Raw genomic sequence first — 14,028 nt, forward strand, 5'->3', positions numbered from 1 at the left:
GTAGCGGTTTTCCGCCCGCATCCCGCTCTAAAATAATGGAATCGATCACGTTTATGGTTTTGGATCGATTCGATCCAAAACCATCGTGATCTAGGATGTTCCAACGGGGGCGATATGTTCGACTTGACCGATAGGACCGCGCTTGTGACAGGCGCGACCGGCGGCATCGGCGGCGCCATTGCGAAGGCGCTACACGCGCAGGGAGCGACGGTCGCGATTTCCGGTACGCGCCGGGAAGTGCTGGAGACACTGGCGGGTACACTTGGCGAGCGCGTTCATGTGCTGCCCTGTAACCTGTCGGATACGGCGCAGGTCGAGGCATTGGTGCCGGATGCCGAGAAGGCGATGGGGAAGGTCGATATTCTTGTCGCCAATGCCGGCGTCACGCGGGACAACCTGTTTGTGCAACTGCGTGACGAGGATTGGGACGACGTGATCAGGATCAATCTGACCGCGACATTCCGCCTTGCGCGCGCGGCGACAAAGCTGATGATGCGCAAACGCTTCGGCCGCATCATCGCGATCACCTCGGTGGTCGGCGTTACCGGAAATCCGGGGCAGGGAAACTACACCGCATCAAAAGCCGGACTGATCGGCATGATCAAAACGCTGGGTGCGGAATACGCGAAGCGCGGGGTGACGGCTAACTGCATTGCACCCGGTTTCATCGCAACGGCGATGACCGACGCGCTGAATGAAAAGCAGCGAGAGACGATTCTGACGAAGGTCCCCGCGGCCCGCCTCGGAACTCCGGAAGATATCGCGGCGGCGGCGGTCTATCTGAGTTCGAACGAAGCCGCCTACGTGACCGGACAGACGATCCATGTCAACGGCGGAATGGCAATGATTTGAGATGCTTTTGGCTTGTCTGCCGGGGCTAGTGGTCAAGGCTTTCGATGTGTGATAACCGGACCACGAACGGGTGGGCAAAGAACGCCATTGCAGGAAATTGAAACCCTGTATATTGGCGGTGCGGCGGCTGCGTCGTTTGCGGTCCGCACCTGCACAAGGCGGAAAAGACCGAGATCCTACACGACTGCAAATAGCAACAGGAATTAGCCGGTTTAATGATCCATGATGGCTCGTTTTGCGGTCGGGTCCAATTGAACAAGCGCGAGGTTTGATAATGAGCGAGATTGGCGAGCGGGTTAAGAAGATCGTGGTCGAACACCTTGGCGTGGAGCCGGAGAAGGTCGTCGACAGTGCCAGCTTCATTGACGATCTTGGCGCAGACAGCCTCGACACGGTCGAGCTCGTGATGGCTTTCGAGGAAGAGTTCGGCTGCGAGATTCCCGACGACGCGGCGGAGACGATCCTGACCGTCGGCGATGCGACCAAGTTTCTCGAGAAGAACGCGAAAAGCTGACACCCTCTCGCGGTCATGATGAAGCCGGACGGGTCGTTTTCGAACGGCCCACCGGCTTTTCCTTATGACCCGTAAGGAAGCTGGAGTTCTCCAGATGAGGCGCGTTGTCGTCACCGGACTTGGCATGGTGTCGCCGCTTGGCTGCGGGGTCGAGACCACCTGGAAACGCGTTCTCGATGGCAAGAGCGGCGCGAAGCAGATCGAGACGTTCGACATAACCGACCTGCCGTGCCGAATCGCCTGCATCGTCCCCCGCGGCGACGGTGCTGACGGAACCTTCAATCCCGATCAGTGGATGGAGCCGAAGGACCAGCGAAGGGTCGACGACTTCATCATCTTCGCGATGAGCGCCGCCAGGCAGGCGCTCGATGACGCGGACTGGCATCCTTCAACCGAGGAGGATCGTTGCGCGACCGGCACCCTGATCGGATCCGGTATCGGCGGCCTGTCGGGCATCGCCGATACCGCGGTCCTCATGAAGGAGAGGGGTGCCCGCAAGGTGTCGCCATTCTTCATTCCGGGACGCCTGATCAATCTCGCTTCGGGATATGTGTCGATCGAACACGGACTGAAGGGACCGAACCATGCTGTGGTGACAGCCTGTTCGACAGGCGCGCATGCGATCGGCGATGCAAGCCGCCTCATCGCGCTCGGCGACGCCGACGTCATGGTGGCCGGCGGCGCGGAATCGCCGATCTGCCGCATCGGCATGGCGGGCTTCTGCGCCGCGCGGACGCTCTCCACCAGCTTCAACGACACGCCGCACAAGGCATCGCGCCCTTACGACAGCAATCGCGACGGCTTCGTCATGGGAGAAGGCGCGGGCATCGTCGTGCTGGAGGAGTACGAACATGCGCGTCGGCGTGGTGCGAGAATCTATGCCGAGATCACCGGATACGGCCTGTCGGGAGACGGCTATCACATCACGTCGCCGTCCCCTGATGGCGACGGTGCTTTCCGAAGCATGACCGCGGCCATGAAGCGCGCCGGCGTATCGCCATCGGATATCGACTATATCAACGCCCACGGGACATCGACTCCGGTCGGCGATGAAATCGAATTGAAGGCCGTAGAGCGTTTGCTGGGCAATGCCGCATCAAGGACAGCGATGTCCTCGACGAAATCTTCCATCGGCCATCTGCTGGGTGCGGCGGGCGCGGTGGAGGCGATTTTCAGCATCCTTGCGATTCGCGACAACATCGCGCCGCCAACGATCAATCTCGATAATCCTTCGGTGGAAACCGCGATCGATCTTATCCCGCACAAGGCGCGTCAACGGGAAATCAATGTCGCGTTGTCGAATTCGTTCGGGTTCGGCGGCACCAACGCATCGATTATCATGCGGCGCCTCGCTAATTGACGTGCGATGGAAGCAAATCCACCGTTTCGCCGCATTCGATGATAAATCCTAAAGAAGGGCGCATGCTGTTGGCCGGGACAGGAAATTCGCCGGCCGATTGAACCGACAGGATTCAGGTTGCATCGATGACTGAAAGGCCGCCCATTTCTCCACGCAGCCCCCGCGCCGCGCTTGAACCTGAACAGGTACCGCCGCCACCGAAGCGTTCCGCGCGCGCGCGAAGCCCGTTGGTGGTCGCAGGCAACGCGATCATTACCGTTCTGTTGATCGGGATGCTTGGCATTGGCGGCGTTCTTGTCTACGGCAAGCAGAAGATCGAAGCGCCGGGACCGCTGCAGGAAGAAAAGATCGTCAACATTCCAGCCCGCGCCGGAATGAACGACATCGCCGACATTCTCCAGCGCGAAGGTGTGATCGACGACAGTCGTTGGGCGTTCATCGGAAGCGTATTCGCACTGAAGGCGCGCGCTGATCTGAAGCCCGGAGAATATGCGTTCCAGAAGCACGCCAGTCTGCGTGAAGTCATCGGCACCATTGTCGATGGCAAGGTGGTGCAGCATCCCGTGACAATTCCCGAGGGACTGACCTCCGAACAGATCGCGGCAAGGATTTCCGAGAACGAGATTTTCTCAGGCACCCTTCGGGAGATCCCACGCGAGGGTACGTTGCTGCCCGAGACGTACAAGTTCCCGCGCGGCACCAGCCGGGACCAGGTGATTCAGCGCATGCAGCAGACGCAGAAGCGCGTGCTTGCGGAAATCTGGGAGCGCCGTGCCTCGGATGTGCCCGCCAAAACACCTGAGCAGCTCGTTACACTGGCGTCTATCATTGAAAAGGAAACGGGCAAGGCCGACGAACGCAGCCGCGTCGCGGCCGTGTTCGCCAATCGCCTGAAACAGAAGATGAAGCTGCAGTCCGATCCGACGATCATCTATGGCCTGGTCGGAGGCAAGGGAACGTTGGGTCGGCCGATCAAGCGCAGCGAAATCATGCACGCGTCTCCCTACAACACCTACGTGATCGACGGATTGCCGCCTGGACCGATCGCGAATCCCGGCCGGGCTTCGCTTGAAGCAGCGGCAAATCCGGCGCGAACGCGCGACCTGTTCTTCGTCGCCGATGGAAGCGGAGGGCACAGCTTCACCGAGACCTACGAACAGCATCAGAAGAACGTTGCCCGGTTGCGGGCCATGGAGAAGCAGATTCAGAACGATGCGGTTGAGCCGATAGACGATCCACCGCCGGCTGCCGCGCCCGCCGCAACGGAGGCCGGCGCGACACGGGACGAACCTTCCTCGAAGCCTTCTCCGAAACCCGCCCCGCGGACGCGAACCCGGCCGGACCGATAGGACGCCGTAAAGCCTGCGTCACATTACTCAGCGGCCAAAACCGAATCAGGTCGCGGGAAGTTTCCGCCTGGAGTTCTGAGTCACCCTCTGATCGAACGCGGTCCCCTCCGTTTTCTTCACGCGAACCGGTATGCACTTCGCGTGAAACCGCTATAACTGAATCAGAAGCGGGAACGCTCTATCAATAGATTTCACAACCACACACGTTCTTCACCGTCGAAACGATCTGTTTGGACGAATCCCGCATTTGGAGAAAAGCTGCGCGATGGCGTTGTCGAGCATGACCGGCTTTGCAAGAAGCCACGGCGCAAGCGGGCCGTATGCGTTCGAATGGGAATTGAAGTCAGTAAACGCCAAAGGGTTCGACCTTCGGACGCGGTTACCTTCCGGCTGGGATGATATAGACGTAACGATACGAAAGCGCGCAACGCAGGTGCTGTCACGCGGTACAGTCTATGCCAATCTGACGGTGAAGCGCAGCAACGCCGCTCCCGCCGTTCGCATCAATGAGCATGTTCTGGCGTCTCTCCTGAAGACCGCGCAGGAGCTGCGCGGCAAGATCGACGCGCTCGCGCCGAGTATCGACGGTCTGTTATCGATAAAGGGCGTTCTGGAGGTCGTTGAGCCGGAACCCGACGAATCCGAGGAGCAGGCGGTAAAGATCGCCGTCGCTGAATCTTTCGAGCAGGCGCTGCGCAGCCTGGCGGATATGCGCGAGCGTGAAGGCGCTGCGCTAGGCCGCATATTGATGCAGCGGATAGATGAGATCGAACGTCTCGCGAGCAGGGCGGATGCGGCCCCTGGCCGCCAGCCCGGCGCGGTGATGGCGCGGCTGTCCGAGCAGATCGCCGCGCTGCTCGACACATCGGACCGCTTCGATCAGGATCGACTCCATCAGGAAGCGCTCCTGATCGCCGCGAAGGCCGACATCCGCGAGGAGTTGGATCGCATTGCCTCGCATGTCTCGCAGACGCGCGAGTTGATCGGTAAGGGCGGGCCGATCGGACGGAAGCTTGATTTCCTTGCGCAGGAATTCAACAGGGAAGTGAACACTTGCTGCTCGAAGTCGAACGATCTCGAACTGACCAATGTCGGACTCGAACTAAAAAACGTCGTCGAACAGTTTCGCGAACAGGTCCAGAATCTGGAGTGATCGATGACTGCTCACGGTCAAGGTTTCGATGGAGTCGAGCGGCGCGGCCTGATGTTCGTGCTATCGTCGCCTTCCGGCGCCGGCAAGACCACGCTGTCGCGGCTGCTGATCGATCACGTCGAAGGCTTGAGCCTGTCGGTCTCCGCGACCACCCGACCGATGAGGCCCGGCGAGGTCGATGGTCGTGACTACGCGTTCGTCGACGAGGCGACCTTTGCGGCCATGGTCCAGCGCGACGATCTGCTGGAATGGGCTTTCGTGTTCGACAATCGCTATGGCACGCCGCGCGCGCCGGTGGATGCGGCGCTGTCATCCGGACGCGACGTCCTGTTCGATATCGACTGGCAAGGCACGCAGCAACTGCGGGAGAAGGCGCGGGATGATGTGGTCAGCGTCTTTATTCTGCCGCCGTCCGCCGCCGATCTGGAGCGGCGTCTGCATACCCGCGCCCAGGATTCGGATGATATCATCCGCGAACGAATGGCTCGCGCCGCCCATGAAGTGAGCCACTGGGCCGAGTACGATTACATCGTCATCAACCGGAATATCGATGAGGCGTTTGCCGAGGTGCAGTCTATCCTGAAGGCTGAGCGGCTCAAGCGCGAACGCCGAACCGGATTGACCGATTTCGTACGAGAACTACAGCGGCAACTCGAAACTTAGAGTCTTTTGCCGCTTCCAACGATGCTCGCCAACTCACGCGCCATCGCAACAAAACCGGATATCGAAACCGTCTCCGCGCGCCGCGTGGGGTCGATGCCTGCCGCGGCCGCGAGCGACGCCGGATCGGCGGGCAACGATTTGAGACTCTGCCGCAGCATTTTCCGGCGATGTCCAAACGCGGCGGCAGCAACTTGCTCCAGGCTGCGGCGGTCGCAGGGCTCGGGGTTGTCGCGAGGTATCAGCCGCACCACGGAAGACGTGACCTGGGGTTGCGGAACGAAGGCGGCGGGCGAGATGTCGAAGAGGATCTTGGTCTCGGCCCGCCAGTTCGACAGCACGCCGAGACGGCCATAGGCGTCCTCGTTTTCACGGGCAACGATCCGCTCGGCCACCTCGCGCTGAAACATCAGCACCATGATGTCGTACCAGGGCGGCCAGGGCTCGATGCTGAGCCATCGGATCAAAAGCGCGGTGGCGATGTTGTAAGGCAGGTTGGCGACGATCTTTGCGCGCGTCGTGCCGAGTAGGGGCCGCGGATTGAAGTCCGTCGCATCTGCGTTGATGATCGTGAGACGGCCGGGATAGCGATCCGAGATTTCTTCCAGCGCGCCGAGCGCGCGTTCATCACGTTCAATAGCGATGACATGCTTCGCGCCGACCGCAAGCAGCGCCCGTGTCAATCCGCCGGGGCCGGGACCGATCTCGATGACGGTCGCATCCTGGAGCGAACCTGCGGCGCGCGCGATCCTGGCTGTGAGATTCAGATCGAGTAGAAAGTTCTGTCCCAACGATTTTCGCGCCGACAAAGCGTGACGTTTGATGACGTCGCGCAGCGGCGGCAGATCATCGATTACGCTCATGCCGAAGGCGTCGAACCCGCCATCCGCGCGGCGAGGCGCAGCGCGGCGATCAGGCTCGATGGACTGGCGTGTCCCGTGCCGACAATGTCGAACGCGGTGCCATGATCAGGCGATGTGCGGATGAACGGCAGTCCCAGCGTGACGTTGACCGCCCGATCGAACGCCAGCGTCTTGACCGGAATCAGAGCCTGATCGTGATACATGCAAATCGCGCAGTCGTAGGTCCGGCGCGCGGCCTCATGGAACATGGTGTCGGCCGGAAGCGGACCTTTGACGTCGATTGCCTCAGCGCGCAGGGTTGCGATGGCGGGGGCCACGATTGTCTGATCCTCGGTTCCAAGCGAGCCGTCTTCCCCCGCATGGGGGTTCAATCCGGATACCGCTATGCGGGGATTGGGGATCCCGAACCGCGCGCGCAAGTCGGCCACGACAATGCGGACGGTGTCCACGATCATGCGGCTCGACAGCATTTCGATCGCATCGCGCAAGGGCAGGTGGATGGTGACGGGCACCACCGCAAGGTCGGGCGACCACAGCAGCATCACCGGTTGAGGAGGATTAGCGTTCGCAGTCGCCAGTTCTGCGAGAAACTCGGTATGGCCGGGATGAGCGAATCCCGCCCGGTAGAGCACGCTCTTGGCAATCGGATTGGTGACCACCGCTCCCGCATGGCCTGCCATAACGTCGCTCACCGCCTGACGGATCGATCCGATCACCGCGGGGGCGCTGTTGCCGTCGGGATCGCCGGGCTGCGCGGTTGCCGGATGGCCTGTGGCGGCGATCGGAAGAGCTTCAGAAAATATCCTGGCGACGTCTCCCGGGCCGGCGTCCACCAAAGGAAGTTCATGTCCGAGCAGCTTTGCCCGAGCCGCGATGAAGGCGCGATCGCCGAGAAGATAGAAAGGAGGGACGGCATCACTTTTGCGACGCAGCCAGGCCGCGATCGCGATATCGGGTCCGATGCCGGCCGGCTCACCCAGTGTCAGTGCGATTGGCTTCACCACGCGGTGGCTCCGGCGCGGCTTTTGATCAGACAGTGCCGCCGTTCAAGATATCCGCCGCCTTAAACTTCTGCGGGACGCGCGAACGTCATTTATCTGTCATCCTCAGGGGCGGCTCTCACGATACTCGATCATCGCGGATTTTCGAATACTTTCCAGATAAGATTTGGATCGCTTCTCATATTTGTCGGCAAACATTTTTTCGCGGATTTCCTTTTTCTTCGGGGTGTCCACGCTTGTCACCTTCTTTCCGCACACCGCCACCATTTCGACGCCCTGCCGCGTCATTTCAGGCGGTGTCAGATGTCCCACCGCCGTCTTGTCCAAGAGATCACGAAGCGGAGGCGGCAGGTCGGTGGACGTTTTGGTGACCGTCTCACGGATGGTGGCATTTCGCATCACCTTGACCGTGCGAATGATCTCCGCGCAGGATTGTACGCGCTCGCGCAAGGCATTGGCCTCGTTGCGCCGCGCTTCCACCATGGAAGCCGTCGCACCGCGCGGAACGATCAGGACAACGGGGCGCATCTGGTACTCGAAACCCTCCATTTTCGATTGATCATCGCCGCTGTTCTTCAGCGCTTCATTGACGTCCCGATCGCTCACAAGAAGACTTTCCTTGAAGCGGCCGCGCACGAGGCTTCCCCAGACAAGATCGGCTTTCAGGCGCGACTTGATCGTGTCCGGTCGAATCCCCTGAGAGCCGAGCGATTTCGTCAACTGTTCGGACGACATCCCCATCCGCGCGCCCATGTTGGCGTAGGCGCGATCAATGTCCGTCGAGGTCGGATTCACACCGTACTTCTTGGCCTCCCTGACCTTCACTTTTTCATCGATCAGTTCGTCGATCACCTCCTGCCGGCCCGGAGATTTGTGGGTGGATATCTTGATCAGACGGCTGCGCTGTTCGATATCCAAAGTAGTAATCGGCTCCCCGCTGACCATGACCGCGATCGCCTGAGCACGCAGCGGCGAACTCATGCTGACGAACGAAAGAAACGCGAATACGGCAAGACAGTTGGATGGCCGGGGATGCAGGATCATTTTCATATCAGTCGCGCTAGATCACGATGGTTTTGGATCGAATCGATTCAAAACCATGAACGTGATCGATTCCAGTATTTTGAGACGCGGGATACGGGCGTAAAACCGCGCCACACTTTTCCTCATCCCGCTCTAGAGCGTTTTCGAGCGAAGCATGTCCTCGGGCTTGACCCGAGGATGGACACCGGTTCGCGTGAAGAAAACGCGTCAAACCACAATCTGAGAGCCTCGCTTCTGATCCTATCAGAAGCGGAAAGGCTCTGGCAGTTCTTCTGTCGACGGGGAGCTGAATCAAATCAGGCAGCCCGGTCTTTGCTGCAAAAAACACCTCCACTTGAAACCTAGCGGACGCCGGTTGACCCCTGGCGGGTCTGCCCCAGGGTTCTCAGCCCAAGCTGAAGCATGAAAGCGTGGTTAAGCTGGGGCGGCGCGGCTCCCGCAGCGTAAATGTATGATGTCACGTAGTTGACGCCGAGAACAAAACAATCGTCCACGTATCCCGCGCCGACTGCATACTGGTTGATCTGATTGGCTTCCAGATCCCAGCGCGCGGCACCCTGCACGACCCAGTTGGATGCGACCTTAAAGGAGCCGGAGCCGAGGATACCCCGGCGCCTTGTCAGAAACCCGAGGTCGGGCTGCTCCGCGTAATCGCCGTACAGAATGCTCCCGGACCACCGGTTGAAACTGGCGCGGCCTTCGGCTTCGAAACGCTGCACATTCAGCGTCGTCTCATCCACACGCGCGCGTGCGCTGAACGTGAAGGCGCTGTTCGGCGAATAATTGACGCTCGTCACGTAGTCGGATTGCGCGCGCTGCAAGCCGGAATTGACCCCGGTGTTGGTGATGTCCGCGACGGCGAACGAGTTGAGGCCGAACAGGTGATAGGACTGTCCGAACAGAAAATTGATCGCGCCGCCGCGATCGAACTGGGTCGTCGCCTGCACGCCAACATTGGCGCGGCCGCCGCCTTCGACACGATCATAACCGGAGAACTTGTCCACCCTGAAGAGGTTCGTGGCGTCGAAGACCAGGCTCTGCGCATCCTCGTTCGGCAGCCGGCCGGCATAGCTCTCGTTCGGTCGGATGATGACCTGCGCGATCGGTTCGAGCGTCGTGGTGCCCCAGGGCTGAACGTTGATGAAGGGATAGCGATATTCGAGGCCCACCGCCGGCATGAGGCGGACTGTCTGCGTGGCGCCGGGCTGGATGAAATTGTCGACACCCGGCTGGTTCGAAATGTCGGCATTGATGGCGTCGGCGCGAAGCGAAGCGAACGGCGTCCAGATCTGACCGAAGGAATCGGTGAACGACCTCCGCCACTGAGCTTGCGCCGTCAGGCGCGTATAGGTTCCCGGAATGCCTCGAAGCAGACAATGGTCCCGCGTTCTCGCCGCCGGGTCAGCCGATGTCGGCGTGCACAAGAAGGAGGTATTCGCCAGCGTCGAGATCGGATCGAACTGCGGCTGATCGCGCATGAGATTGACGAAATTGAACTTGTAGCTGAACTCGCCGCCGATCACCGAATGGTTGATGACGTTCGAGTAATCGACGACAGGCGCGATCACCGGAACCAGGCTCTGATTGCCGGAGAAGCTCAGGTAGTGGATGGCGCGAGCGTCGAAGTAGCTGCGGTTACCGACGCCGGTCAGATAGAGCTGCGAGAGCGCTTCGGTCGGCAAGGTCAGGAACGATTGCATCGGGTCCCTGTACTGCCTCAACCGATAGTCGGAGAAGAAGAAGTAGTCGCTCAGCAGGACTCCGTCCCAACCCCAGATCCATTTGTCGTTCAAGGCGAACTGGCCCTTGGTATCGACACCGCCGCGCAAGTCCCGGTTGCCTGGACCCGCGCCGAAGGCGTCCGGATCAAGCTGATTGATGCCATACGCACGGATCTGATAGGCGCCGTCCTCGAAACGCTGCCGGAATTCACCCTGCATCAATACGCCTTGCCGCGTGGTGAACCTGGGAGAAAGGGTCAGGTCGTAGTTCGGCGCCAGCGCGAAATAGTAGGGGGTCTCGACCCCGACCCCGAAACCGGTAAAGGCGGTCACGGCCGGCATCAGGAAGCCGCTCTTGCGCTTCACCGTCGGATCGGGTGTCGAGAAGAAGGGCATATAGGCCATCGGCACGCCATAGAATTCCAAACGGGCGTCCTCGAAGTACAGCATCTTCTCGGTCTGGTTGTGAATGATCCGGGCGCCCTTGACCTGCCATAGCGGGGGCTTCTTGGGATTCTCCTTGCATGGCGCGCAGGCCGTATAGACGCCGTTCTCAAACACCGTGTAGTTGCCTTCGGTCCGATCGGCGCGTGTGGCGGCCATGCGCGTCGCGTCGGCGGTGTCGACTCTCAGCGAATCGACGAATCCGTCCCGGTAGTCGTCGCTCAGATCGAGAATGTTGGCATAGGTGACCTTGCCGTCCGCATCGGTCATGCGGATGTTGCCCTCGGCATGGAGCCGCTTGGTTTTCTGATCGTAGATGACCCGATCCGCCTCGACGCTCGTGCCATTGTAGAACATCTGCACATTGCCCACGGCCGACACGCGGGAACTATTGTAGTCGTAGTCAAGCTCGGTGGCTTGAACGAGCATCTGCCCATCGTTCTGCCTTGGCGGCGGCGCGGGCTTGGGTGGGCGAGGGTTGTAAGTGAAGCTTTGCGCGGCAGCCGGAGTGGTCGCGACGACATCCATCACGGCGGCGGCGATCAGACCGATAACAGCCGCCGTCAGCGAGGCCGGAATCACGGACGCACCAGACCGATAGCGGCGCAGTGGGCTGCGCTGCTCGCGAATAGCCGATCGTTTACGGAGGGTGGCGATGGGGGCCACTATCCGTCCTCCTGGTGCAGCAAGACCAAAAAACCGGTGAGACCGCCGACGCAAACGGGCAGCCACGCCGCGGCGATTGGATTCATCAATTCGGCCTTGCTCAGATCCTCAGTTACCTTGGATAGGACATAGAGCAGAAAGCCGGAACCCACGCCACTTAAAACCATCTTTTGCACCCCGCCGAAGCGGAAGAACCGGAGGCTTACCGAGGCCGCCAGCATCACCATTGCAGCCAGCAAAAACGGCTGTGCGATGAGTTTGTGGTACTGCAGCCGGTATCCCGCGGTGGCAAACCCCGAACTTTCAGAGGATCGGATATAGTCCGGCAGTTGCCAAAATGACACAGTTTCGGGCGTGGAGAAACTGTTCTGAACCTGCGCCGGCGTCAGGCTGGTCGGGAGCACAAAAGTTTCCTGCTCGACCGGAGGGTTATCGAGCGTGAATCGGCGGACGCCTTTGAACAGCCAGCGGCCGTTCTCCAGGGCGGCTTCCCGCGCCTCGATACGTTCCCTGAACCTGGAATCGGGATCGAACCGGAATACCGTGAGTCCCGTCAAGCGCACGCCCTGCTGCTCACTGAGCGCGGCGTTGATGATCGCCTGGCCTTCGTCGGTCACCTGGTTGATCCAGAAGCCCGATGCGTCATGAAGACCTCCGCCCGAGACGCCGCCGAACAGTTCGGCCTCCATCCGCTTCGACAATTCCCGCAGGTTGGAAGACAAGGGATTGTAAACCGTGGTCGCGAAGACGCCGAGCGCGATCGCGCAAGCCAGCGTCGGCGAGATGAACTGCCAGGCCGAAACGCCGGCGGCGCGGGCCACCACCAGTTCAAGCTTCCGCGACAATGCGAGATAGCAGGTCATGGCGCCGATCAGAACGCAGAACGGGGTCAGTTTCTCAAGGAGTTGAGGCACCCTGAACAGCGACGTTTCCGCCACCATGAGCGCCGATGCCGACGCAAGTCCTGATGTTCTCCGGACCATTTCAATGTAATCGACGAGAACGAGCAGCAGGAAGATGCTGGCGAACACGCCGAGCGCCGCCACCATGAAACGGCCGGCAAAATAACGCCCCAACGTGTTCGTCAGCATGCTCATCCGAAAGCCGGCCTTTTCCCGAGCAGGCGAAGGATCCGCGCGTTCGATCTGTTGATCGCTTCCATCAACGCGGCTGGTGGTTCAAGCACGATTCCCGCCGTGATCACCCATAGGCTGATACCGATCGCGCCGAAAAGAAGCAGATACTGCAGGAGCGCCGCCATCGGCGATTTCACAGTCATCACCGAAAGCGCGAAGCCTGCCATACGAAGGCTGAACACAGCCGCGATTGCCGCTCCCATGGAGAAATTACGACTCTGCCGCGTGGTGCGCGGTGATCCGAGGAACGCGAAGGTCAGCGCGGCAAAGGCAAACGGATAGATCGGCGCGGTGAATCGATCGTGAAGCTCGGCGCGGAACTGGCCGCGCAGTTGCTGAACCAGCGGGTCTTTCTCATCGGGAGCAATCAGCTCCCAGAGGTAGCGTTCGCGAATGCCATAAACGACATCATGCCCCCGATTGGAAAACTTCGACATGTCGAAAGCATAGCGGTCGAACGCGACCATGGCCGGCTCGCGCTTGCCGGTTTCGAATCGCTCCAGGTGTCCGTCTTCCAGGATGAGGAACGATCCCTGGTCGTTCTTCATCACCGTCCCGTGGTCGGCGATGATACTGAGGCGTTCTTTTGAATTACGGCGGTCATCGATGAAGATTCCGGCGAGCTGACCACCCGGCTGTCGTTCCCGAATGCGGATTGTCAGATTTGGATCGAGCTGCGCAAATCGGCCCGGTTGCAGAACGTTCGCCAGAACGTCGGCGGTGATCTCGGCGTCCCATTCCTTCAACCGGCGCATGCCGTCAGGCGCGAGGTAGGCCGCAATGAATGCCACCAGCAGGGCCACGACCACGGTTGCATAAAGGAACGGCCGGAAGAGCCGGAACGGTGAGAGGCCGGCGGCGTTCATCACGATGATTTCCGAATCCGTCGCCAGCTTGTGAAGCGTGTGCGAGACCGCGATCATCAGCGCGATCGGAGAGATGATCAGCACCAGCACCGGGATCGCGAGGCTGGTGATTCCCAGGAACGTCAGGATGGTCTGCCCCTGACTTGTCATCAGGTCGATCCCGCGCAACGCCTGCGTAATCCAGATCACCCCCGTCAGGCTGACCAGAACCACGACAAACGACGCCAGCGTCGTCCTGAAAATGTACTTGTCGATCGACCCCATCGGTCTGAACGATCCCCGATCCCTTCAGGCGGAAACATCCGGCAAGGCCGAACCGCAGCCGGGACAACCCCAATGTCCCACCATGTTCTTACCTGACTCGTGGCCCAGTACCATCCCCTTGATCTGTCAATAAAA

The 14,028-nt window shown here is 60.3% G+C and carries 12 protein-coding genes; 6 read left to right on the forward strand and 6 right to left on the reverse strand.

The genetic code is table 11. From position 1 onward, the window contains the following. The first annotated feature begins 114 nt into the window (after positions 1-114). From fabG to gmk, 6 genes are all read left to right on the forward strand, one after another. Entirely contained in the window at positions 115-852 is a 738-nt protein-coding gene (gene fabG / locus NWI01_RS09355; protein ID WP_141383589.1) for a 3-oxoacyl-[acyl-carrier-protein] reductase, read from the forward strand. Between the two features lie 274 nt (positions 853-1,126). Then, positions 1,127-1,366 carry an acyl carrier protein gene (locus NWI01_RS09360; protein WP_002716125.1) on the forward strand — a complete coding sequence of 80 codons (240 nt, stop codon included), beginning with the start codon at positions 1,127-1,129 and terminating at the stop codon, positions 1,364-1,366. A 94-nt stretch (positions 1,367-1,460) separates the two neighbouring features. Next, positions 1,461-2,726 carry a beta-ketoacyl-ACP synthase II gene (fabF, locus tag NWI01_RS09365; RefSeq protein WP_141383590.1) on the forward strand — a complete coding sequence of 422 codons (1,266 nt, stop codon included), beginning with the start codon at positions 1,461-1,463 and terminating at the stop codon, positions 2,724-2,726. Between the two features lie 125 nt (positions 2,727-2,851). Further along, positions 2,852-4,075 (forward strand): endolytic transglycosylase MltG, encoded by a 1,224-nt coding sequence (mltG, locus tag NWI01_RS09370; RefSeq protein ID WP_141383591.1) that lies wholly within the window; start codon positions 2,852-2,854, stop codon positions 4,073-4,075. A gap of 265 nt (positions 4,076-4,340) precedes the next feature. Next, on the forward strand, positions 4,341-5,228 hold the full coding sequence (locus tag NWI01_RS09375; RefSeq protein ID WP_141383592.1) for a YicC/YloC family endoribonuclease: 888 nt from the start codon (positions 4,341-4,343) through the stop codon (positions 5,226-5,228). A 3-nt stretch (positions 5,229-5,231) separates the two neighbouring features. Further along, positions 5,232-5,891, forward strand: a complete 660-nt coding sequence (gene gmk / locus NWI01_RS09380) for a guanylate kinase (protein WP_141383593.1) — start codon at positions 5,232-5,234, stop codon at positions 5,889-5,891. Here the strand turns inward: gmk and rsmA are convergent. From rsmA to lptF, 6 genes are all read right to left on the reverse strand, one after another. After that, complete coding sequence (gene rsmA, locus NWI01_RS09385; protein WP_141383594.1) at positions 5,888-6,751, reverse strand: 16S rRNA (adenine(1518)-N(6)/adenine(1519)-N(6))-dimethyltransferase RsmA; 864 nt, start codon at positions 6,749-6,751, stop codon at positions 5,888-5,890. The genes gmk and rsmA overlap by 4 nt on opposite strands. After that, positions 6,748-7,755, reverse strand: a complete 1,008-nt coding sequence (gene pdxA, locus NWI01_RS09390; protein WP_141383595.1) for a 4-hydroxythreonine-4-phosphate dehydrogenase PdxA — start codon at positions 7,753-7,755, stop codon at positions 6,748-6,750. Before pdxA ends, rsmA begins: the two co-directional genes overlap by 4 nt. A 102-nt stretch (positions 7,756-7,857) precedes the next feature. Continuing rightward, entirely contained in the window at positions 7,858-8,802 is a 945-nt protein-coding gene (locus NWI01_RS09395) for a SurA N-terminal domain-containing protein (RefSeq protein ID WP_141383596.1), read from the reverse strand. A gap of 335 nt (positions 8,803-9,137) precedes the next feature. Next, on the reverse strand, positions 9,138-11,627 hold the full coding sequence (locus NWI01_RS09400) for an LPS-assembly protein LptD (RefSeq protein WP_141383597.1): 2,490 nt from the start codon (positions 11,625-11,627) through the stop codon (positions 9,138-9,140). Continuing rightward, positions 11,627-12,724 (reverse strand): LPS export ABC transporter permease LptG, encoded by a 1,098-nt coding sequence (lptG, locus tag NWI01_RS09405; protein ID WP_141383598.1) that lies wholly within the window; start codon positions 12,722-12,724, stop codon positions 11,627-11,629. Before lptG ends, NWI01_RS09400 begins: the two co-directional genes overlap by 1 nt. Beyond that, the gene (gene lptF / locus NWI01_RS09410; protein WP_141383599.1) at positions 12,721-13,893 is read right to left on the reverse strand and encodes an LPS export ABC transporter permease LptF; all 1,173 of its coding nucleotides are present in this window, start codon (positions 13,891-13,893) and stop codon (positions 12,721-12,723) included. Before lptF ends, lptG begins: the two co-directional genes overlap by 4 nt. Positions 13,894-14,028: the final 135 nt, after the last annotated feature.

It is taken from the genome of Nitrobacter winogradskyi (assembly GCF_006539545.1).
Classification (GTDB): domain Bacteria; phylum Pseudomonadota; class Alphaproteobacteria; order Rhizobiales; family Xanthobacteraceae; genus Nitrobacter; species Nitrobacter winogradskyi_A.

What these genes read in the sequence shown, in the direction of transcription:
- fabF (WP_141383590.1), top strand. Translation starts at nt 1,461, where the DNA reads ATGAGGCGCGTTGTCGTCACCGGACTTGGCATGGTGTCGCCGCTTGGC.
- NWI01_RS09375 (WP_141383592.1), top strand. Translation starts at nt 4,341, where the DNA reads ATGGCGTTGTCGAGCATGACCGGCTTTGCAAGAAGCCACGGCGCAAGC.
- NWI01_RS09395 (WP_141383596.1), bottom strand. Translation starts at nt 8,802, where the DNA reads ATGAAAATGATCCTGCATCCCCGGCCATCCAACTGTCTTGCCGTATTC.
- mltG (WP_141383591.1), top strand. Translation starts at nt 2,852, where the DNA reads ATGACTGAAAGGCCGCCCATTTCTCCACGCAGCCCCCGCGCCGCGCTT.
- rsmA (WP_141383594.1), bottom strand. Translation starts at nt 6,751, where the DNA reads ATGAGCGTAATCGATGATCTGCCGCCGCTGCGCGACGTCATCAAACGT.
- lptG (WP_141383598.1), bottom strand. Translation starts at nt 12,724, where the DNA reads ATGAGCATGCTGACGAACACGTTGGGGCGTTATTTTGCCGGCCGTTTC.
- fabG (WP_141383589.1), top strand. Translation starts at nt 115, where the DNA reads ATGTTCGACTTGACCGATAGGACCGCGCTTGTGACAGGCGCGACCGGC.
- gmk (WP_141383593.1), top strand. Translation starts at nt 5,232, where the DNA reads ATGACTGCTCACGGTCAAGGTTTCGATGGAGTCGAGCGGCGCGGCCTG.
- NWI01_RS09360 (WP_002716125.1), top strand. Translation starts at nt 1,127, where the DNA reads ATGAGCGAGATTGGCGAGCGGGTTAAGAAGATCGTGGTCGAACACCTT.
- lptF (WP_141383599.1), bottom strand. Translation starts at nt 13,893, where the DNA reads ATGGGGTCGATCGACAAGTACATTTTCAGGACGACGCTGGCGTCGTTT.